The organism is Comamonas sp. GCA5 (assembly GCF_036541385.1).
GTDB classification, from domain to species: Bacteria; Pseudomonadota; Gammaproteobacteria; order Burkholderiales; family Burkholderiaceae_C; genus Comamonas; species Comamonas aquatica.
In genome coordinates this window covers 1-19,357 of sequence record NZ_JAZHFR010000072.1, presented here as the reverse complement: position 1 = coordinate 19,357, position 19,357 = coordinate 1, and the positions used below count along the sequence as shown (strand labels likewise).

Annotated in this window: 22 protein-coding genes and 1 tRNA gene; 7 read left to right on the top strand and 16 right to left on the bottom strand. The window is 65.1% G+C overall.

The genetic code is table 11. The features are described 5' to 3' along the window. Positions 1 to 360: 360 nt before the first annotated feature. The 6 genes from SJH88_RS14855 to cysS form a co-directional block, all read right to left on the bottom strand. Positions 361 to 453: transfer RNA gene (locus SJH88_RS14855), tRNA-Ser, on the bottom strand. 54 nt (positions 454 to 507) lie between these two features. Continuing rightward, positions 508 to 1,773 (bottom strand): aspartate kinase, encoded by a 1,266-nt coding sequence (locus tag SJH88_RS14850; protein WP_042415592.1) that lies wholly within the window; start codon positions 1,771 to 1,773, stop codon positions 508 to 510. A gap of 99 nt (positions 1,774 to 1,872) precedes the next feature. After that, the gene (gene tilS / locus SJH88_RS14845) at positions 1,873 to 2,820 is read right to left on the bottom strand and encodes a tRNA lysidine(34) synthetase TilS (protein WP_274754930.1); all 948 of its coding nucleotides are present in this window, start codon (positions 2,818 to 2,820) and stop codon (positions 1,873 to 1,875) included. Positions 2,821 to 3,022: 202 nt separating this feature from the next. After that, the gene (locus tag SJH88_RS14840) at positions 3,023 to 3,994 is read right to left on the bottom strand and encodes an acetyl-CoA carboxylase carboxyltransferase subunit alpha (protein ID WP_043386455.1); all 972 of its coding nucleotides are present in this window, start codon (positions 3,992 to 3,994) and stop codon (positions 3,023 to 3,025) included. A 46-nt stretch (positions 3,995 to 4,040) separates the two neighbouring features. Beyond that, positions 4,041 to 4,697, bottom strand: a complete 657-nt coding sequence (locus SJH88_RS14835) for a DNA-3-methyladenine glycosylase family protein (RefSeq protein WP_274754929.1) — start codon at positions 4,695 to 4,697, stop codon at positions 4,041 to 4,043. 19 nt (positions 4,698 to 4,716) lie between these two features. Beyond that, entirely contained in the window at positions 4,717 to 6,096 is a 1,380-nt protein-coding gene (cysS, locus tag SJH88_RS14830) for a cysteine--tRNA ligase (RefSeq protein ID WP_274754928.1), read from the bottom strand. A 190-nt stretch (positions 6,097 to 6,286) separates the two neighbouring features. Here cysS and SJH88_RS14825 point away from each other — a divergent pair, with 190 nt between their 5' ends. The 5 genes from SJH88_RS14825 to SJH88_RS14805 all read left to right on the top strand — a co-directional run bounded on the left by SJH88_RS14825 (position 6,287) and on the right by SJH88_RS14805 (position 9,772). Continuing rightward, positions 6,287 to 6,814, top strand: a complete 528-nt coding sequence (locus SJH88_RS14825) for a tetratricopeptide repeat protein (protein ID WP_274754927.1) — start codon at positions 6,287 to 6,289, stop codon at positions 6,812 to 6,814. Positions 6,815 to 6,929: 115 nt separating this feature from the next. Continuing rightward, entirely contained in the window at positions 6,930 to 7,514 is a 585-nt protein-coding gene (locus tag SJH88_RS14820; RefSeq protein ID WP_274754926.1) for a peptidylprolyl isomerase, read from the top strand. Between the two features lie 45 nt (positions 7,515 to 7,559). Beyond that, positions 7,560 to 8,087, top strand: a complete 528-nt coding sequence (locus tag SJH88_RS14815) for a peptidylprolyl isomerase (RefSeq protein ID WP_274754925.1) — start codon at positions 7,560 to 7,562, stop codon at positions 8,085 to 8,087. A 36-nt stretch (positions 8,088 to 8,123) separates the two neighbouring features. After that, a complete protein-coding gene (locus SJH88_RS14810) occupies positions 8,124 to 8,927 on the top strand; it encodes a UDP-2,3-diacylglucosamine diphosphatase (RefSeq protein WP_274754931.1) in 804 nt (267 codons plus the stop codon). Continuing rightward, positions 8,924 to 9,772, top strand: coding sequence for a M90 family metallopeptidase (locus SJH88_RS14805; protein WP_274754924.1), 849 nt, complete (start codon positions 8,924 to 8,926; stop codon positions 9,770 to 9,772). The genes SJH88_RS14810 and SJH88_RS14805 overlap by 4 nt, the downstream gene beginning before the upstream one ends. Positions 9,773 to 9,822: 50 nt before the next feature. Here SJH88_RS14805 and SJH88_RS14800 read toward each other — a convergent pair whose 3' ends face one another. The 7 genes from SJH88_RS14800 to SJH88_RS14770 form a co-directional block, all read right to left on the bottom strand. Beyond that, on the bottom strand, positions 9,823 to 10,119 hold the full coding sequence (locus tag SJH88_RS14800) for an HP1242/YdcH family protein (RefSeq protein ID WP_081770817.1): 297 nt from the start codon (positions 10,117 to 10,119) through the stop codon (positions 9,823 to 9,825). Positions 10,120 to 10,275: 156 nt separating this feature from the next. Then, a complete protein-coding gene (locus tag SJH88_RS14795; RefSeq protein WP_274754923.1) occupies positions 10,276 to 10,935 on the bottom strand; it encodes an alpha/beta hydrolase in 660 nt (219 codons plus the stop codon). Between the two features lie 91 nt (positions 10,936 to 11,026). Further along, positions 11,027 to 11,848: a DODA-type extradiol aromatic ring-opening family dioxygenase gene (locus tag SJH88_RS14790; protein WP_154164972.1), complete on the bottom strand. Its 822-nt coding sequence runs from the start codon at positions 11,846 to 11,848 to the stop codon at positions 11,027 to 11,029. Between the two features lie 76 nt (positions 11,849 to 11,924). Further along, positions 11,925 to 12,326, bottom strand: a complete 402-nt coding sequence (arfB, locus tag SJH88_RS14785) for an alternative ribosome rescue aminoacyl-tRNA hydrolase ArfB (RefSeq protein ID WP_274754922.1) — start codon at positions 12,324 to 12,326, stop codon at positions 11,925 to 11,927. An 8-nt stretch (positions 12,327 to 12,334) separates the two neighbouring features. Then, complete coding sequence (locus tag SJH88_RS14780; protein ID WP_274754921.1) at positions 12,335 to 13,270, bottom strand: alpha/beta fold hydrolase; 936 nt, start codon at positions 13,268 to 13,270, stop codon at positions 12,335 to 12,337. An 11-nt stretch (positions 13,271 to 13,281) separates the two neighbouring features. Further along, entirely contained in the window at positions 13,282 to 13,728 is a 447-nt protein-coding gene (aroQ, locus tag SJH88_RS14775) for a type II 3-dehydroquinate dehydratase (protein ID WP_274754920.1), read from the bottom strand. Between the two features lie 85 nt (positions 13,729 to 13,813). Further along, positions 13,814 to 14,158 carry a hypothetical protein gene (locus tag SJH88_RS14770; protein ID WP_154164976.1) on the bottom strand — a complete coding sequence of 115 codons (345 nt, stop codon included), beginning with the start codon at positions 14,156 to 14,158 and terminating at the stop codon, positions 13,814 to 13,816. Positions 14,159 to 14,335: 177 nt separating this feature from the next. On the opposite strand from SJH88_RS14770, the gene SJH88_RS14765 reads away from it, so the two are divergent. Next, positions 14,336 to 16,147, top strand: a complete 1,812-nt coding sequence (locus tag SJH88_RS14765) for a glutamine--tRNA ligase/YqeY domain fusion protein (protein ID WP_274754919.1) — start codon at positions 14,336 to 14,338, stop codon at positions 16,145 to 16,147. Between the two features lie 262 nt (positions 16,148 to 16,409). Further along, entirely contained in the window at positions 16,410 to 17,771 is a 1,362-nt protein-coding gene (locus SJH88_RS14760; RefSeq protein ID WP_274754918.1) for a DUF945 family protein, read from the top strand. A 33-nt stretch (positions 17,772 to 17,804) separates the two neighbouring features. Here SJH88_RS14760 and SJH88_RS14755 read toward each other — a convergent pair whose 3' ends face one another. The 3 genes from SJH88_RS14755 to SJH88_RS14745 form a co-directional block, all read right to left on the bottom strand. Continuing rightward, entirely contained in the window at positions 17,805 to 18,866 is a 1,062-nt protein-coding gene (locus tag SJH88_RS14755) for a hypothetical protein (protein ID WP_274754917.1), read from the bottom strand. After that, positions 18,839 to 19,180: a hypothetical protein gene (locus SJH88_RS14750; RefSeq protein WP_274754916.1), complete on the bottom strand. Its 342-nt coding sequence runs from the start codon at positions 19,178 to 19,180 to the stop codon at positions 18,839 to 18,841. The genes SJH88_RS14755 and SJH88_RS14750 overlap by 28 nt, the downstream gene beginning before the upstream one ends. Then, positions 19,177 to 19,357, bottom strand: a 181-nt coding sequence (locus SJH88_RS14745) for a hypothetical protein (RefSeq protein ID WP_274754915.1), incomplete at its 5' end; no start/stop codon positions are given. The genes SJH88_RS14750 and SJH88_RS14745, both read right to left, overlap by 4 nt.

Genomic DNA, 19,357 nt, shown 5'->3' with positions numbered 1-19,357 from the left:
GCATGTGTAAGGCATGCCGCCAGCGTTCAATCTGAGCCAGGATCAAACTCTACAGTTCGATCTTGAATTTAAAGTCTTGCGACTCACTCATAAAAACGGAATTGAAGTGAACTTCACTTCTTTATTTCCATGAGCGTTTGTTTTTAGTTCCAAAGAACTTGGCAATTCGCCTTCAAACGCCCACGCTTATCGGCTGTATCTTTTTAAAGATGCAAACCTGAATTACTTCAGATTTTTTGCTTCGCCGTGATCAGCGAAGCCTTGGACTATACCAGAATTTTTAACCCTAAAATTTTTAGGAAATTCTTCAAACCTCTTCACCAGAAAGAAAAAAGCTCTTGCGAGCTTTTTTCTTGCATCTGGCGGAAACGGAGGGATTCGAACCCTCGATGAGGCTCTACACCCCATACTCCCTTAGCAGGGGAGCACCTTCGGCCACTCGGTCACGTTTCCGGAATGACGTTATTGTAAACAGCTTTTTTGAGCGTTTTTGGAAAGTTGCGAAAATTATTCGCTCTTGTCCAAGCCAAACGCTGTGTGCAAGGCGCGCACAGCCAGTTCCAGGTACTTCTCGTCGATCACCACCGAGGTCTTGATTTCGGAGGTCGAGATCATCTGGATGTTCACACCCTCTTGGCTCAGCGCTCGGAACATGGTGGAGGCCACTCCCACATGGCTGCGCATGCCGATACCGACAATGCTGACCTTGGCGATGTTCGTATTGCCCACCACTTCGGAAGCGCCCAGCGCAGGGGCCACCTTGTCACGCAGCAACTCCAGGGCGCGCTGGTAGTCGCCCTGGTTCACGGTGAAGGAGAAATCGGTCTTGCCATCCTTGGAGATGTTCTGAATGATCACATCGACTTCGATGTTGGCATCGGCCACAGGACCCAGGATGCCAGCAGCGATACCAGGGGTGTCGGGCACACCGAGCACGGAGATCTTGGCTTCGCCGCGGTTGAATGCGATGCCGGAAACGACGGCCTTTTCCATTTTTTCGTCTTCCTCAAAAGTAATCAGGGTGCCGGACTTGGCTTCTTCGGCCAGGTCAATGTCCCAGGGCGTGAAGCTGGAGAGCACGCGCATGGGCACTTTGTACTTGCCCGCGAATTCCACGGAACGAATTTGCAACACCTTGGAGCCAAGGCTGGCCATTTCCAGCATTTCCTCAAAGCTCACGGTACCCAGGCGCTTGGCAGCAGGCACCACGCGGGGGTCGGTGGTGTAGACGCCATCCACATCGGTATAGATCAGGCACTCGTCGGCCTTCATCGCCGCAGCCACGGCCACGGCTGAGGTGTCCGAACCGCCACGCCCCAAAGTGGTGACGTGGCCTTCGGGATCGATGCCCTGGAAGCCAGTGATGATGACCACGCGACCGGCATCCAGATCCTTGCGCACGCGGACATCGTCGATCGACTCGATGCGAGCCTTGGTGAAGGCACTGTCGGTGCGCACTGGCACTTGCCAGCCGGCATAGCTGATGGCATCCATGCCTTCGGCCTGCAGGGCAATCGCCAGCAGCGCCGACGAAGCTTGCTCGCCGGTGGCGGCCAGCATGTCCAGCTCGCGGTAGTAGGAGGTCTTGGCAGAAGAAGGCGCCAGCTCGCTGGCCAGACCCAGCAAGCGGTTGGTTTCGCCACTCATGGCGCTGGGCACAACCACCATCTGGTGACCCGCCCGAGCCCACTTGGCCACGCGCTTGGCGACGTTGCGGATGCGCTCGGGAGAGCCCATCGAGGTGCCGCCGTATTTATGAACGATCAGTGCCATTGGATATTGGGGTGACGAAACTGCTTGCCACGGCGCTGTTGGATGAAAGCGTGTTTTGGCGCGCCGCCGGTTTTCGTACTCAAAGATTGGGACCAAAACTCAGGGATTGTACCAACCGAGGTTCGCGCCATTCCTTACGGCAAACCCGTAGCCCACCTTGATATGGATACGGTGCCCCCGCGTTTGGCATGCACCGATTTGTCGCAGCAGCTCCTGCAGCTGCGCCGCCGTCGGGGTCGCCTGGTGGTGCTGCAACAGCCAATGCCGCAGCACATTGGCCTGGCGGACCGGGCTGAGCTGCTGCAGCGCCTGAATGCGCGGCGGCACGCCAATGGCCTGCAGATCCAGCTGCGCCAGCTCCTGCTGCAGCTGCTTGGCCTGGGCCGCGTGGGCGCTGCCGCGCGCAAACGTGTCCCTAAACTGCGGAAACACCTGCTCCAGCACCGGCAGCAACTGCTGGCGAATGCGGTTGCGCGTGTAGCGCAGGTCGGTATTGGTGGGATCGTCGATCCAGGCGATGCCCTGGTCGAGCAGGCCTTGGCGAATGTCGGCCGCACTCACCCCCAGCAACGGCCGGTGCCAGTGCAGGCCATCGCGCTGCCACTGCGCCGGCATGGCCGCCAACCCCGCCACACCGGCCCCGCGCGACAGGGCCAGCAGCAAGGTTTCCACCTGGTCATCGGCATGCTGTGCCAGGGCCACACTGGCCATGGGCCGGTCGAAGGCCGTGTGTGCCTGCGCCGCCAGTGCGACATAGCGGTGGCGCCGTGCAGCATCCTCCGGGCTTTGGCCGGGCTGGTGGCGCGCATCTACGGCAGCTACCACCAGCGGCACCTGCCACTGGTCACAGGCCTGGCGGCAGTGGGCGGCAAAGCCATCGGCCGCCGCCTGCAGCCCGTGGTGGACATGAATGGCGTACACCTGCCCCGGCCAACGCTGGGCGCAGGCGTGCAGCAAGGCGGTGGAATCCGCCCCGCCGCTGTACGCCACCGCCAGGGGCAGCGCCGGCATCCATGCCTGCAAGGCCTGATCGACCGCAACCGTCACCACACACCTTTCATATTGATCACCATTGATAGCTGTCAGCGCATGCCATTCGGTCACTTCGACATCCAAAGTATTGGAAGTCCTTATCTGTTGCGCGCCACCCGCTACGTTTTCTGACACGGCCAAATGCTCAACAAAAATGGCCCCGCAGGGCCATTCAAGGGAGCGGATGCCGCCGTGGAGGGTCTCCACGGCCTTGGCATCAGCTGGCCTTGGTGTCGGAGAAGCGGCCGTAGCTTTGCAGACGCTCGTAGCGGCGGTCCTGCAATTCCTTGGGCTTGAGGTCCGACAGCTGGCGCCAGGCATCACCCAGGGCGCGCTTGAGCAGGCTGCCCATGTGCTTGTGGTCGCGGTGGGCGCCGCCCACGGGCTCGTTGACGATCTTGTCGACCAGGCCCAGGGCCTTCAGGCGGTGGGCCGTGATGCCCATGGCCTCGGCGGCCTCGGGCGCCTTCTCGCCGGTCTTCCACAGGATGGACGCGCAACCCTCGGGGCTGATCACGGAGTACACGGAGTACTGCAGCATCAGCACCTGGTCGGCCACGGCAATCGCCAGGGCGCCGCCCGAACCACCTTCACCGATGATGGTGGTGATGATGGGGGTCTGCAGCTGGGCCATTTCGTAGATGTTGCGGCCGATCGCTTCGGACTGGCTGCGCTCTTCGGCGTCAATACCGGGGAAGGCACCGGGCGTGTCCACAAAGGTGAACACCGGCAGCTTGAACTTCTCGGCCGTCTTCATCAGACGCAGGGCCTTGCGATAGCCTTCGGGGCGGGTCATGCCGAAGTTGCGCAGCGCACGCTCCTTGGTGTCGCGGCCCTTTTGGTGACCAATCACCATGCAGGGCTGACCATTGAAGCGGGCCAGGCCACCGACGATCGACTTGTCGTCGGCAAAGTGACGGTCACCGTGCATTTCCACGAAATCGGTGAAGCACTCGCGCACATAGTCGAGCGTGTAGGGACGCTCGGGGTGGCGCGCAATCTTGGTGACTTGCCAAGGCGTCAGGTCGCTGTAGATGTCTTTGGTGAGCTGCTGGCTCTTCTTGCTCAGCTGGTCGATCTCTTCCGAGATGTCGACTGCATTTTCGGTCTGCACGTAACGCAGTTCTTCGATTTTGGATTCGAGTTCAGCGATCGGCTGTTCGAAATCCAGAAAGGTCTTTTTCGCCAAGTTAATTCTCCTTGTCCCGGCCTGCGCAATGGGGCCTGAGAGTCAATTAATAGGCCACAGGCTGCGGGTCGAGCGAGCGCCAAATATACCAAGTTGCCACGGTGCACCAAGGTTTCCAGGCCTCGGCCACCTCACGGGCATCGCTGCGGCTCACAGGATCGCCCGAGAAATAACTCTGACTGATCCCCTTGAGCAAGCCCGCGTCATCCAACGGAAGAACGTTGGGGCGCAGCAGGTAAAAAATCAGGAACATTTCGGCCGTCCAGCGGCCGATCCCACGGATGGTGGTCAATTCGGCAATGATGGATTCGTCGTCCATCTGCGCCCATTCCTGCACATGCAGGCGGCCTTGCGTGAAGTGCAGCGCCAGGTCGACCAGATAGTCCACCTTGCGCGCCGACAGCCCGGCGGCGCGCATGTCGTCCACCTTGAGCAGCAGCACCTGTGCCGGCTTCATCTCTGTCGGCAAGGCACTGAAGCGCTTCCAGATCGAGGCGGCCGACTTGACCGACACCTGCTGGCCCACGATCGAGCGCGCCAGCGTGATGAACGGGTCGCCGCGCGTCTGCAAGGCTTCGGCGCTGAACTGGGGAATCAGGCGCCGCATGACCCGGTCCTTCTTGACCAGGTGCTTGCAGGCCTCGGCCCAGTAGGCAGGCGCATGCGCCGGCAGGGCCGGCAATTCTTTGGGAGAGGGCGACATGAATGCTCGCACCCAGCGCTTACTGGGCAGCCTCCCAGGTGGTACCAGCGGGCGAGTCCTTGAGCACGATACCCTGCTCCAGCAAAGCCTTGCGGATCCGGTCGGCCTCTGCCCAATTCTTTTCAGCCTTGGCCGTGGCGCGCGCGGCAATCTGCGCCTCAATGGCGGCGGCATCCACACCGGCAGCACCCGCCTGCAAAAACTTTTGCGGATCGTCCTGCAGCAAGCCCAGGCAGGCCCCCAGGGCCTTGAGCAGCCCAGCCACCTCGGGCGACTTGCTGCGATTCACTTCGCCGGCCAGATCAAACAGCACGGCCACCGCCTCGGGCGTACCGAAGTCCTCGTTCATCGCGGCCTGAAAGCGTGCGGCGTAAGGCGAAGCCCAGTCGATCTGCACGGCGGCTGGCTCCACCAGGCTCAGCGCGGTGTACAGGCGCTTCAAGGCGTTGCGCGCATCGTCCAGGTGCACGTCAGAATAGTTCAGCGGACTGCGGTAGTGGCTGCGCACCACGAAGAAACGCACGGTCTCGGCGTCGTACGCTTGAAGTACATCGCGGATGGTGAAGAAGTTGCCCAGCGACTTGGACATCTTCTCGTTGTCCACGTTGATGAAGCCGTTGTGCATCCACACCTGCGCAAACGGCTTGCCGGTTGCGCCTTCGCTTTGTGCAATCTCGTTCTCGTGGTGGGGAAACTGCAGGTCGGCACCACCGCCGTGAATGTCGAAGCTCTCGCCCAGCATCTCGCAACCCATGGCCGAGCACTCGATGTGCCAGCCGGGTCGGCCTTCGCCAAAGGAGCTGGCCCACTTCACGTCGGCAGGCTCTTCGGGTTTGGAGGATTTCCACAGCACGAAGTCCAGCGGATCGTGCTTGCCATCGGCCACAGCCACGCGCTCGCCGGCGTTCAGCTCATCCAGGGACTTGCCGGACAGCTTGCCGTAGCCCGGGAACTTGCGCACGGCAAAGTTCACATCGCCATTGCCTGCCTGGTAGGCCAGGCCCTTTTGCTGCAGCGTGCCGATCATGGACAGCATCTGCGGCACGTACTCGGTGGCGCGTGGCTCGTGCGTGGGGCGCTCGATGCCCAGGGCATCGGCATCCTGGTGCAGCGCGTCGATCATGCGATCGGTCAGGCTGCGGATGGTCTCGCCGTTTTCCACGGCGCGCTTGATGATCTTGTCGTCAATGTCCGTGATGTTGCGCACGTAGGTCACGCGATAGCCGCTGGCACGCAGCCAGCGCTGCACCACGTCGAACGCCACCATGGAACGGGCGTGGCCCAGATGGCAGAGGTCGTACACGGTCATGCCGCACACGTACATGCGCACGTGTCCAGGTTCAAGCGGCGAAAACGCCTCCAATGCACGCGACAGCGTGTTGTAGATACGCAAACTCATGGAGTGTCAGAAACGGAATATGGGGTGGGAGCGGCACAGACGCCGGTGCGCGGCGCCGTCTCCGTGCAGCCGGGCCAAAGCCTGCGACAGGGTTGCGGACAGCAAATGGCCTCGACCCGCTCAGCTACAATCTTCCGCAGTATAAGCCCGCCACGCAGGCCCTCTCCCGTCCCCCTTGGAAAGCACCTACATGTCTCTTGTCCTCCGCACCCGTCCCCTGTTGCGCCTGCTGGCCCTTTCCGGCCTGCTGTTGACAGGCGCGGCACACGCCGATGTGTACGGCGATGTCTCGAGCCTGGCCAAATCGGGCAAGACGGCGGAAGCGATTGCCAAGGCCGACCAGTACCTGGGCAGCAACCCGCGTGATCCTCAGATGCGCTTCCTCAAGGGCGTGGCGCAATCCCAGGCCGGTGACCTGACCGCCGCCACCGCCACGTTCGAGGCCCTGATCGAGGAATACCCCGAACTGCCCGAGCCCTACAATAACCTGGCCGTGATCTACGCCAGCCAGAACCAGCTGGACAAGGCCAGCAGCGCGCTGGAAATGGCGGTGCGCAACAACCCCAACTACGCGGTGGCCCACGAGAACCTGGGCGACATCTATGCCCGTCTGGCGCACGACGCCTACCAGCGCTCGCTACAACTGCACGGTAACAACCGCGCGCTCCAGCTCAAGCTGTCCACCCTGACCGAGATGCTGCAGCCGCGCGCGCGCTGACGGAACCTCTCCCCTGTGGCGCACTCCCACAGGGCTGTGACCAGCCGGCCCGGCTGGCTTTCGTGATCCCTTGCGCGATCTGTTTCCCGTTTTTCGAATGCTCAGGAGCCCTGCCATGACCCTGTCCCGCAGAACCCTCACCCTGTCCCTGGCCGCCGTCCTGGCCACCACCAGCACCCACTGGGCCATCGCGGCCGACATCGCCAAGCCCCGCGTCAAGTTCACCACTTCGCTGGGCGACTTCGTGGTCGAACTGGACCCTGCCAAAGCGCCCAAAACGGTCGAGAACTTCCTGCAGTACGTGGCCGACAAGCACTACGACGGCACGGTGTTCCACCGCGTGATCGACGGCTTCATGATCCAGGGCGGTGGCTTCACCGCCGACATGCAGCAAAAGCCCACGCGCGCGGCCATCCCCCTGGAAGCCAAGAACGGCCTGAAGAACGACCGCTACACGATTGCCATGGCCCGCACCAGCAATCCCGATTCGGCCACCGCGCAGTTCTTCATCAACGTGGCCAACAACGACATGCTGAACGCCCCCCAGCCGGATGGCCATGGCTACGCCGTATTTGGCAAGGTCGTGCAAGGCCAAGCCGTGGTGGACAAAATCCGTTCCGTGGCCACCGGCAACCGTGGCATGCACCAGAATGTGCCCACCACGGCCGTCACCATCACGGCAGCCACGCTGCTCAAGTGATGGCGCGCCCCTCCCTTTTGTACAAACCTTCTAGAAAGTTGTCCCATGAGCAATCCCCAAGTTGAGCTGCACGTCACCATCAACGTGGCCGACACCGCCACACAAGGCGTGATCACCCTGGAACTGGACGCTGTGAACGCCCCCAAGTCCACCGAAAACTTCCTGAACTACGTCAATGACGGCTTCTACAACGGCACGGTGTTCCACCGCGTGATCAAGAACTTCATGATCCAGGGCGGCGGCATGACCCCCGACATGAAGCAAAAGGAAACTAAGGCGCCCGTCGAGAACGAAGCCAAGAACGGCCTGAAGAACGACAAGTACACCGTGGCCATGGCCCGCACCAGCGACCCCCACAGCGCCACCGCCCAGTTCTTCATCAACGTGGTGGACAACGGCTTCCTGAACCACACCTCCCCCACCCCCCAAGGCTGGGGCTACGCCGTGTTCGGCAAGGTGGTCAAGGGCGAAGACATCGTCGACGCCATCAAGAAGGTGCGCACCACCCGCAAGGGCTTCCATGACGACGTGCCGTTCGACGCCGTGGTCATCGACAAGGCCGTTGCCATCTAAGTTGCTGGTTTGGCCCAGGTCTTGACCGCCGACCACCTGTCGACCGTGTTGCCCGCGCAGGAGCTTGTGGCCCCTGCGCACTGGCACACGGTCGAATTCATTTCCGACCTGCACCTGGACCCGGCCGAGCCCGGCACGCTCGATGCCTGGCGCCACTACCTGCGCAGCTCCCGCGCCGATGCCATCTTCATGCTGGGCGACCTGTTCGAGGTGTGGGTGGGCGACGACACGCTGGACGAGCCCGGCAGTTTCGAAGCCGACGCTGCCGCCAGCTTGCAGCAGGCTGCGGCCCAACGGCCCTTGTTCTTCATGGTGGGCAACCGCGACTTCCTGACCGGCGATGCCTTCCTGCAACGCAGCGGCATGACCGGCTTGAGCGACCCCACCGTGCTAGTGCTGGGCGAACGCCGCATCCTGCTGAGCCACGGCGACGCGCTGTGCCTGGAAGATGTGGACTACCAGAAATTCCGCGCCCTCAGCCGCTCTGCCGCCTGGATGCAGCACACGCTGGGCCAGCCGCTGGCCGCCCGCCGCGCCCTGGGCAAGGCCATGCGTACGGAAAGCCAGCTGCGCAAGGACAGCGGTGCGGAATACGCCGATGTAGACCTGTCCGCCACCCTGCAATGGATGGACGCCACGGACACGCAGTGGTTCATCCATGGCCACACACACCGCCCGGCAGACCATGCCCTGCCCGCCGATGCCCAGGGCCGCCCCCGCACCCGCATTGTGCTCAGCGACTGGCACCTGGATGCGCACACGCACCGCGCCGAAGTGCTGCGCGTGGACCCGCAGGGCTGGCAGCGCCTGCCCCTCGAGATGGCCGTGCCCCGCGCATGAGCTGGTGGCGCCGCATCGCCCAGGGGCTGCAGCGCTGGCGCACGCACGCGCCCGGCGCGCCGCGGCCGATCCCGGACAGCCTGTGGCAGGCCACGCTGGATGCCCACCCCTTCCTGCAGCAGCTCACCCCAGATGAACTGCTGCAATTGCGGGCGCTGTGCCAGCATTTCCTGCACTACAAGGAGTTCACGGGCGCCCACGGCCTGGTCATCACCGATGCCATGGCCTTGTCCGTCGCCACCCAGGCCTGTGTGCTGCTGATCCACTGGGGCACGCCCCAGCAGGCTTTGCGCTGGTACGACGACTTTGTGGGCATCGTGATCCACCCCGATGACATGGTCGCGCGCCGCACGGTGGTGGACGAGGCCGGGGTCGTCCACCATTACAACGAAACCCTGATGGGCGAGGCCATGGAGCGCGGCCCCGTCACCCTGAGCTGGTCGGCCATCCAGCCGGGCGGCCACCCCGGGCTGGGCGCTGGCAGCAACGTGGTGATCCACGAGTTCGCGCACAAGCTGGACATGGCCCATGGCGGTGCCGATGGCTGCCCGCCGCTGCCGGCCGGCTTCATGGGCCACAGCTCGGCCCAGCAGGCGCGCCAGCACTGGTCCAGGGTCTGGATGGCTGCCTATGAGGATTTTTGCGAGGCCCTGGCCGCACACGAACGCTTTGGCCAACCTGCGCCCTGGCTGGATGCCTATGCCGCCACGCACCCGGCCGAGTTTTTTGCCGTGGCTTGCGAGGCCTACTGGGTGGCCCCCGCCGCCTTCGCCCAGGCCCAGCCGACCTTGCGCCCCTTGCTGGACGCCCTGTTCCAGCGCCCCGCCACACCACGCACCATGTAAAAAGCACCCCGCAGGGTGCTTGTTGGGGCCGGCGCTGCCGGGTAGGAAAACTAGGCCGTTCGGTAGGCCATCGGCGCTGCGGTTTCGCGCCACTCCTGGTCCATGTAATTCTTGTACTGTTTCAGCGCCATGGTGGGCGCCGCATTGACCAGCATGGCGTAAATCTGCTCTTTCACCGCCAGCTTCTGCTTTTTCAGCCGCTCAATCTCCAGTTGCAAGTCGTTGGACTTGCGGGCCACCAGCTGCTCGACCTGCTGGTCGAGCGCGCAATGCTTGTCATACAGCCGACTGAAATTGCGGTCATTCGCACGCAAATCGGCAATCTGGTCACGGTATTCAGGAAACATGTCCATCCTTTCGTCAACAACAGGCCGGGCAGCTGAACCTCTACTGCCCTTGAGGCAAGACCATTGTGACCACCGTCGCGGCGCGCAGGCTGTAACAACCCTACACCCAAGTCGTGCTGCGGCGCAGCAATTTCAGGCCCGAGCAGCCGTTACAACTCACGCCGCCGTGCGCTGTGCCAGCCACTGCATGCTGTCGCGCAGTTCCTGGGGGTGGATGCTGTGCGCGCAAGGGTATTCCCTATAGACCAAATCCACGGGCAGGGCTTCCAGATGGCGGCAGATGGCGTGGGCGCTGCCCAGCGGAATGACCTGGTCCACCGTGCCATGGCTCAGCCACACCTCGCGCCCCTGCAACTGGTCCGCCGCCACCTGCTGCGGCAGCACCTCGGGCAGCAGCCGGCTGTGCCAAACACAGATGCCCTGCAGCAGCTGCGGCTGGGTCAGCAGCAGGCTCAGGCTCATGATGCCGCCCTGGCTGAAACCGCCGACGATCACGCGCTCGGCCGGGATGCCCAGCTGGGCGCTGGCGGCGGCCACGGTCTGCGCGACCAGGTCGCGGCTGTGCTGCTCCTGGGCGGCATCGATGTGACGCGAGCCATCGGGGTTCACCGAAAACATGAACCACGCGAAGGCCTGCGGGCCCATCACATTCGGGGCCTGCAGGCTGAGCACGTGGAACTGGGGCGGCACGACATCGGCCAGGCCGAACAGGTCGTCGGCATTGCTGCCCACCCCGTGCATCAGCACCAGCAGCCAGGGCGCGGACGTGTCCGCTGCGGCCGGACGGTGGAGGTGGTGGAGTGGCAGGTTCAGCATTTCAGTCTTTCCGGTGCACGCGTGGCACCCAGGGGGGATTCAAGTCAAAACGGGCTGCAGCGCTTATTCAGCAAGCGCTAGCAGCTATCAATTATTCATCCTGCAGGGCAAAGGCATCCATGGCCAGCATGCCGTACATCACTTCGCGGCTCAGGTAGTGCGGCGTGCTGCCGGCACCGGCACCCAGGGCGAAATACAGGGGCAGAAAATGCTCGTCCGTCGGATGGGCGCGCAAAGCATGCGGGGCCTGCTGCTGCCAGTCCAGCAAGGCATCGATGGCGCCGGCTTGCACCTGCTGCTCCACCCAGCGGCTGAACTCGACCACATAGCTGGCCGCCTGGCGCTCACCGCCAAAGAACTCGCGCAGATTGTGGGTCATGCTGCCGCTGCCGACCAGCAACACGCCCTGTGACCGCAGGCCTTGCAGGGCCTGGCCCAGGGCATACACCGCCCGCGCGTCCGCATCGACAGGCAAGGCCAGTTGCACCACCGGCACATCGGCCTGGGGCAGCAGGTGCGTCAGCGGCACCCAGGCCCCATGGTCCAGTGGGCGCTCGGGGTTCAGCGTGGCGGTGATGCCGGCCTGCGCCAGCCGGGCCTGCACCTGCTGCGCCAGCACCGGCGCACCGGGCGCGGGGTATTGCAAGCGGTACAGCGCAGGCGGGAAGCCGCCAAAGTCATGCCAGGTGGGGGGCTGCGCATGGGCCATCACCTCCACCCCGTGCGCCATCCAGTGCGGCGACAGGATGACGACGCCACGCAAGCCCGGATGGCGCTGGCGCAGCGCCTGGCCCCAGCGGGTCAGGGCCGGGCCGGTCTCGCCGGCCTCCAGGGCAAACATGGGCGAGCCGTGCGAGACAAACAGGACCGGCAAGCGGTCGGTGGTCGAGGGGGAAGAGACAGTGTGGTCCATGGCTTGCATGGTAGGTTGTCCCGCAAGAAAAACTAGTTCTTCAGAACAATACGAACCGTCCCAAAAATCAAACCAATCAGCCCAGCAACACCTTGCCGCGCAAGGCCTTGGTGGCGGCCGTGCGCTTCTTGGTCTCCACCCGGCGCTGGCGCGACGCCAGGGTGGGCCGCGTGGCCTTGCGCGCCTTGGGCACATGGCCGGCATGCGCCACCAGGGCGTGCAGGCGGGCGACGGCGTCCTGCAGGTTCTGCTCCTGCGTGCGGTGGGCCTGGGCCTTGATGATGACCACCCCGTCCTGGGTGATGCGATGGTCGTGCCAGACCAGCAGGCATTGCTTCAGATCCTCGGGCAGCGACGAGGCCCGGATGTCAAAGCGCAGGTGCACGGCGCTGGAGACCTTGTTGACGTTCTGCCCGCCGGCACCCTGGGCGCGCACCGCCGTCCAGCTGTACTCGGTCGCAGGGATGTGCCAGCGCACGGCGCGCCTCAGCCGGCCAGCAGCGGCAGCAGCACCGCGTGGAAGGCGGCAGGCTGCTCGTACTGCACCCAGTGGCCCGCCCCGGCCACGCGCTGCAGCCCCTGCCATTGGCGCGCGGCGGCGGCCATGCATGCCGCCACCTGGTCCAGCGTGCCGGGGTACAGGGCATCCTCGGCGCCGTAGATGGCGGCCACCGGGCATTCCACCTGCGCCAGCGAACGCACCAGGATGTCGGTGCTGGAAATGCGGCGGCGTGGCAAGCGGTCACGCCAGACGTTGTGCACATGCAAGGCCACGGTATCGCGGTCGATGCGCGTGGCATCACGCAGCATCAGCGCCCCGAGGTTGAAGACATGGTGGGCCAGCTGGGCTTGTGCAGCCTCGAGGTGGCGCCAGCCCTTGAGGCGGAAGGGGTGTTTGTCTGTCAGGCCAATGCCCGGCGCCCCGACCACCACCAGTTGCTGCACCAGGTGCGGATAGGCCGCCGCCAGCATGCCGGCGGTCATGCCGCCGAACGAAAAGCCCACCAGCCGCACGGCCTGCAGGGGAAACTGCGCCTCCAGCATCTGCGCCAGGCCGGGCAGCATGCCATCGGCATCGATCACGCCGGGCAAGGGGGCCGAATCGCCGAAGCCGGGCAGGTCCACCGCCCAGACATCGTGCCCGGCCTCGGTCAGCGGGCCGATGCTGCGCACCCAGTGGGTCCAGCTGCCGCTGCCGCCGTGGAACAGCACCACGGGCGCCAGGCCGTTCGGCACGGTGGCCGCCCAGTGGTGCAGCACCACCGCCCCGCCCGCATGGGGGTGCTCCACGCGCTGTGCCTGCTGCAGCCAATGCTGCACTTCGCGGGACAGCACCGTGCCGGCCGCCACGGCTTCATAGTCGGCCTGCGGGCCCTCCCAGGGGACCCAGACAGGCACCTCCTCGGCGGGTTCCGCAGTCATTGGCGCGCCACTCACCACTGCGCCACCGCGTCGATCGCCAGGCTGTAGCCCGCCACGCCCAGGCCGCAGACCACGGCACGCGCGACCGGCGACAGGTAGGAATGGTGGCGGAAGGCTTCGCGGGCGTGCACATTGCTGATGTGCAACTCCAGCAGTGGCACGCCCGTGCCCTTGACGGCATCCATCAGGGCAATGCTGGTGTGGGTGTAGGCCCCGGCGTTGAAGATCAGCCCCGCCAGTTCGCCGCGCGCATGCAGTTGTCCGGCCTCGTGGATCCAGTCGATCAATTGGCCTTCGTGGTTGCTCTGGTGGAACCGCAGGGCCAAGCCCTGGCGCTGGGCGGCCTGCGCGCACAGGGTCTGCACATCGGCCAGGGTCTGCGCACCGTACACGGCGGGTTCGCGCGTACCCAGCAAATTCAAATTCGGGCCATTCAGGACAAAAACGGTCTTCGCCATTGCAACCACTCTGTAAAAAGCACAAGAGCCGCGATTATGCGGCCCTTGTCCGGGGTCATACCGCGCTCAGCGGCTGGCCATAGCCTCAATCACGGTCGCCATGCCGGTGGTGGCGGTGGTAGTGCTTGTGGTGCTTGTAAGGCCTGTAGGGCTGGTAGTAGCCATAGCCGCGCGGCGGGGGGGGCGCCCAGTAGCCGTAGGCAGGGGGCGCCTGGTAGACCACCGCCGGGGGCGGCGGCGCGTAGTAGACCGCACGCGGCGGTGGAGGTGGCGGCATCACATACACGGGCGCACCCGGCACGTGAATCCCCACCGAGATGCCCACATTACCGCCAGCATGGGCGCTGCCCGCAGCCGCCAGGGCCAGGAGCCCGGTGGCGGCCAGCCAGCGACGGCCATGCCTGCGCAGTGTGTCCAGGTTTCGGTCCATGTGTCTGTGTCCTTTCAATGTCGCGGTGATTCTTTTCAACGCCTGAGCCCCGGCCCTGGATGTCACACAGAACGTAAGAGCCTGCATCAGAACGTAAGCCTTGCTGCCATGGGTACGCCAGGCAGAACACCCGCGCATGCCGCCCTTGCTTGCCAGCCGGCCTACAATCTTCCCCCTATGAGCACACCCGCCAACACCAACAACGACACCCCGGAAGTGGTCAAGCCCACCAACTTCCTGCGCCAGATCATTGAAGCCGACCTGGAAAAAGGCACTCACGCGCAACGTCACTGGGGCGGCACGCCCGGTGATGCCGCCCACCATGCCCAGGGCCAGGTGGATGCGGCCAAGATCCGCACCCGCTTCCCCCCCGAGCCCAATGGCTACCTGCACGTGGGCCATGCCAAGTCGATCTGCCTGAACTTCGGCCTGGCCAAGGACTACGGCGGTGTGTGCCACCTGCGTTTTGACGACACCAACCCCGAGAAGGAAGACCAGGAGTACGTGGACAGCATCAAGGATGCCGTCCAGTGGCTGGGTTTCGACTGGCAAGGTGCCAATGGCGAGTCCAACCTGTACTACGCCAGCAACTACTTCGACTTCATGCACCGCTGCGCGGTCTACCTGATCGAGCAGGGCCTGGCATATGTGGACGAGCAGTCCGCCGAAGACATGAAGGCCAACCGCGGTGATTTCACCCGCCCCGGCGTGAACAGCCCGTTCCGCGACCGCAGCGTGGCCGAGAACCTGCAACGCTTCGCCGACATGAAGGCCGGCCAGCTGGCAGATGGTGCCGCCGTGCTGCGCGCCAAGATCGACATGGCCGCGCCCAACATCAATCTGCGCGACCCGGCCATCTACCGCGTGCGCCATGCCGAGCACCACAACACCGGCAACCAGTGGTGCATCTACCCGATGTACACCTTCGCCCACCCCATTGAGGACGCGCTGGAGCACATCACCCACAGCATCTGCACGCTGGAGTTCGAAGACCAGCGCCCGTTCTACGACTGGCTGCTGGACCACCTGCGCACAGGTGGCCTGATTGCCGCGCCCCAGCCGCGCCAGTACGAATTTGCTCGCCTGAACCTGACCTATGTGGTCACGTCCAAGCGCAAGCTCAAGCACCTGGTCGACAGCGGCACGCTGACCGGCTGGGACGACCCGCGCATGCCCACCATCGTCGGCCTGCGCCGCCGTGGCTACACGCCCGCGTCCATCCGCAATTTCTGCGAACGCATCGGCGTGACCAAGGACTACAGCTGGATCGACTACGCCACACTCGATGGCTGCCTGCGCGAAGACCTGGAGAACCAGGCGCACCGCGCCATGGTGGTGCTGGACCCTGTGAAGCTGGAGCTGACCAACTGGGCCGAGGTGTTCGGCGATGCCGCGCACCTGGAAGCCTGCAGCCTGCCCGCCCTGCCCCACCACGCCGAAGGTGCCACCGTGCCGGAGCGCCACTTCACGCTGGGCCGCGAAGTGTGGATCGAGCGCGAGGACTTTGCCGAAGTGCCCCCCAAGGGCTACAAGCGCCTGTTCCCCGGCAACAAGGTGCGCCTCAAGGGCGGCTATGTGATCGAGTGCACGGGCTGCGAAAAGGATGCCGACGGCACCATCACCAAGGTGCTGGCCACCGTGGTGCCCGATACCAAGAGCGGCACCCCCGGCGCCGACAGCGTCAAGGTCAAGGCCGCCATCACCTGGGTGGGCGTGGCCGACGGCCTGCAGGCCGAAGTGCGCCTGTACGACCGTCTGTTCACCGACCCGCAACCCGATGCCGGCGGCAAGGATTTCCTGAGCCTGCTGAATCCCGACAGCCTCAAGGTCGTCACCGCCTATGTGGAGCCTTCGCTCAAGGCTGCACAGGCTGATGACAAGTTCCAGTTCGAGCGCTTTGGCTACTTCGTCGCCGACCGCAAGGACCACCGTGCCGACCGGCCCGTGTTCAACAAGATCACCGGCCTGAAGGACAGCTGGGGCAAGTAAGCCCTGGGTGTGGGTCCGCCAAGGCTGCCTGCGGGCAGCCTTTTTTCTTTCAAGACTTTTCGGCTTTGGCGTGCGTCCGGCATGCGCAGCCAGCTATTAAAGTCAAAGTGCCTGACAGCGCGTGGCCGCACCGTGCGGGGCCGCCGCAGCGCCAAAAAACAACAGCGCGGTGGTGTCCCCCCAGGCCCTGCCCGGGCTTTCTAGAATCGCTGGGCGCCACGCGACCGCGCGGCGTGCACCAGCACGACAACAAGGGGCAATCATGAAAAAACTGGCGATGGGCGTTCTCTGCGCAGGCGCTCTGGCAATCGCCGGCGCACTGGGAACCAGCTACTACATCGGCGGGCGCATCCAGACAGCGTTTGAACAGACGGCCGACACCTGGAGCACCGAAGATGGCTTTGCCGTGCGCATCCTGGAATACCACCGTGGCCTGGTCACGGCCCAGGCGCAGACGCTGTGGTCCTTCGCCGATGCCGAGAACACCTACGACATCGTGGTCACGCACGACATCGTCCACGGCCCCTGGCCCCTGGGCCGCGCGGGCAAGGTGGTGTCGCGCTTTGTCCTGCCCGAGGACAGCGAGCCCGAACTGGTCGAAGCCCTGCAGGACCGCGCCCCGCTGGAATGGGTGACCCTGGTCGGCTGGCAGGGGAACACCAGCCACGCCATGACCTCGCCACACTTCACGGCGCATTTCGCGGACGGCTCGACGCTGACCTGGGGCGGCCTCAAGGCCGACTGGACACTGTCGGCCGAACAGCACGCCGCCCAGGGCCAGGTGCGCATGCCGGTGCTGCGCCTCAAGTCGGAAGACGGCAGCCGCATGGACCTGGAAGATGCCGAACTGGCCTTCGACTCCCGCATTCCCGAGGGCCACAGCTTCTGGGACGGCCCGGCCTCGTTCAAACTGGGGCTGCTGTCGGTGCTGAACCCCGGCGACGACAGCGCGTTCAAGATCCAGCAGTTGCAGATGGACAGCACCACCCGCCTGCAGGACCAGTCGGTCAACATGGGGCTGGACACGCGCATGGCCAAGCTGGAAAGCCCGACCTACAGCGCCAGCGAGCTGGTGGCGAGCGTGCAACTCCAGCGCATCGACGCCACCTGGCTGGACGAATGGATGCGCTGGGCCCAGGGCAACGGGACTGCGGAAGACCAGGGCATCGCCCTGCTGCGCAGCCTGCCGACGCTGCTGGCCGGCAAGCCCGAATTCGCCATCACGCGCCTGGGCATGCAGACCCCGGACGGGCCGGCCGAGCTGTCAGCGCGCCTTGCCTACGTGGGCCAGCAGCCCGAAGCCTTCAACCCGGCAACGGACATTGAAGGGCAGTTCAAGGCGCTGCTGCCCCAGCCCATGCTGGTGCAACTGCTGGACGCCAAGGTGCGCAGCGACTACCTGACCCTGCTGGAGCAACTGGGCCAGGAGATGAGCGAAGAACAGCTGCAGGCCGCCGTCGACGACGGCGTGGTCAAGCGCATGAAGACCCTGCTCAGCCAGGGTGTGCTGGAAAAGCGCGGCGATGCACTGGAGGCCACGCTGGAGTTCTCCCAGGGCAGCTTCAAGCTCAATGGCCGCCCCCAGCCCCTGCAGCATTTGCTGGGGATTGGCGGCGCCCTGTGACCTGACGGCCGGGACCGCACCTGCGGCCGCCGGCTAGGCCCTGCGTGGCGCAGGCCCCGGTGCCGGGCCTACCGGGCGGGGCATGGCCGGCAGCTCATGCAGGATGTCCGCCAGCGCGGCCGCCACTTGGCGCACGCGCTGGGCCTGGTCCACCGTGGCCGCTGCGTCGCCAAAACGCACGCTGCCATAGGCATCCAGCACCTGCAGCACCCAGGCATGCGCCACCTGGGGCCAATGGGGGTAGCGCAGCCAATGTTCGCGCCGCGACTCGCCGGGCAAGGCCCTGCAGCCCTTGCCGTGCAGGGCCCAGTCCAGGCTGCGCGTGGACAGGCGCATGGACAGCCAGGGGCTCACCGGCTGCAGCCCCCAGGCCGCCAGCAGCCCCAGCTGCACGCCGATCCGGTATCGCCAGTGCCACCCGCACCAGGCCGCAGCCAGCACCAGCAGCCACCACCAGGGCGGATATGGGATGGACAGCGTTTGCTGCAGACTTTGCCAGCGCTCCAACAGGGCCTGCCCCTGGTCCGCCATGCCGTGCATCGCACGGCGCTGCCACTGCGGAATACTCCCATCCTGGGCGCTGTGGCGCATGGCATGGATCAGGGCCTGCCAATCCGAGGCCCCGGCCTGACCGGCACTGCCCTGCCCCCCCGCGCCACCGGCTCCCGAGCCACGGGCCGCGCCCGCCCCTGCGCCCAAGGCTGCCGGCCCCTCGCCCGCCTCGGGCCGGGAACCCGCCCAGCCCTGCACACCCCCACCGGGCAGAAAGCCAAAGCCCAGGGACAGCGGACGCGGTGCCCACAGGAACAGGCTGCTGGTCAGGGTGACCACCAGCGCCATGAAACCGCAGGCCAGTCCGATCTTCTTCCAGCCCGCCAATGGGGCCTGGGCCGCATGGTGCCAGGCCAGCGCCAGCGCACCCCACAGCCAGGCCGGCCCCAGGTAGAACCACAGCGTCCAGTCGGCCGCCCAGTCCGTCGCCAGCCAAAAGCCCACGGTCATGATCACCAGCAAGGCCAGATAAAAATCACGGTCGGTGCGCATGCGCGGGGCGCGGGCACCGGTGATCAGCAACAGGCACAGGCACAGCCACAAGATGGCCCCCCGCGCAACAGCCCAGGGAACAGCAATATGGCCACCAGCACGGTCACGCTGCCCATGGCGATGCTGCGCTTGCGCCCGGCCTGGGCCTCCTGGGTCAACACGTGCTTCCAGGCCCCTTGGAACCCCCACCAGGTCCACAGCGACCAGGCGACCAAGCCAAAGCCCATGCCCCCGGCACGGCGGTTCAGGTACATCAGGGCCATGCAGGTGCACCAGTAGCTCAGCGCGGTCAGCACCACCACCCCGCGCGTGCCCAGCCGCGGCGAGGTCGGTGCGGCCGCGGGCGTGCGACGCCACAGATTCATGCCACCTCCGTATGGGTCAGATACCCGGCCTGCACCAAGGCCGGCGCCAGCGCCTGCTGCACTGCCGCCCCTGCTGCAGCCCCTTGCGCCAGGCACACCAGCACCGGCCCGCCTCGCGCCCGCAAGCCCTGCAGGGCCTGCAGCACCTGCGGGGGTGGCAGGCTGGCCGGCAGCACA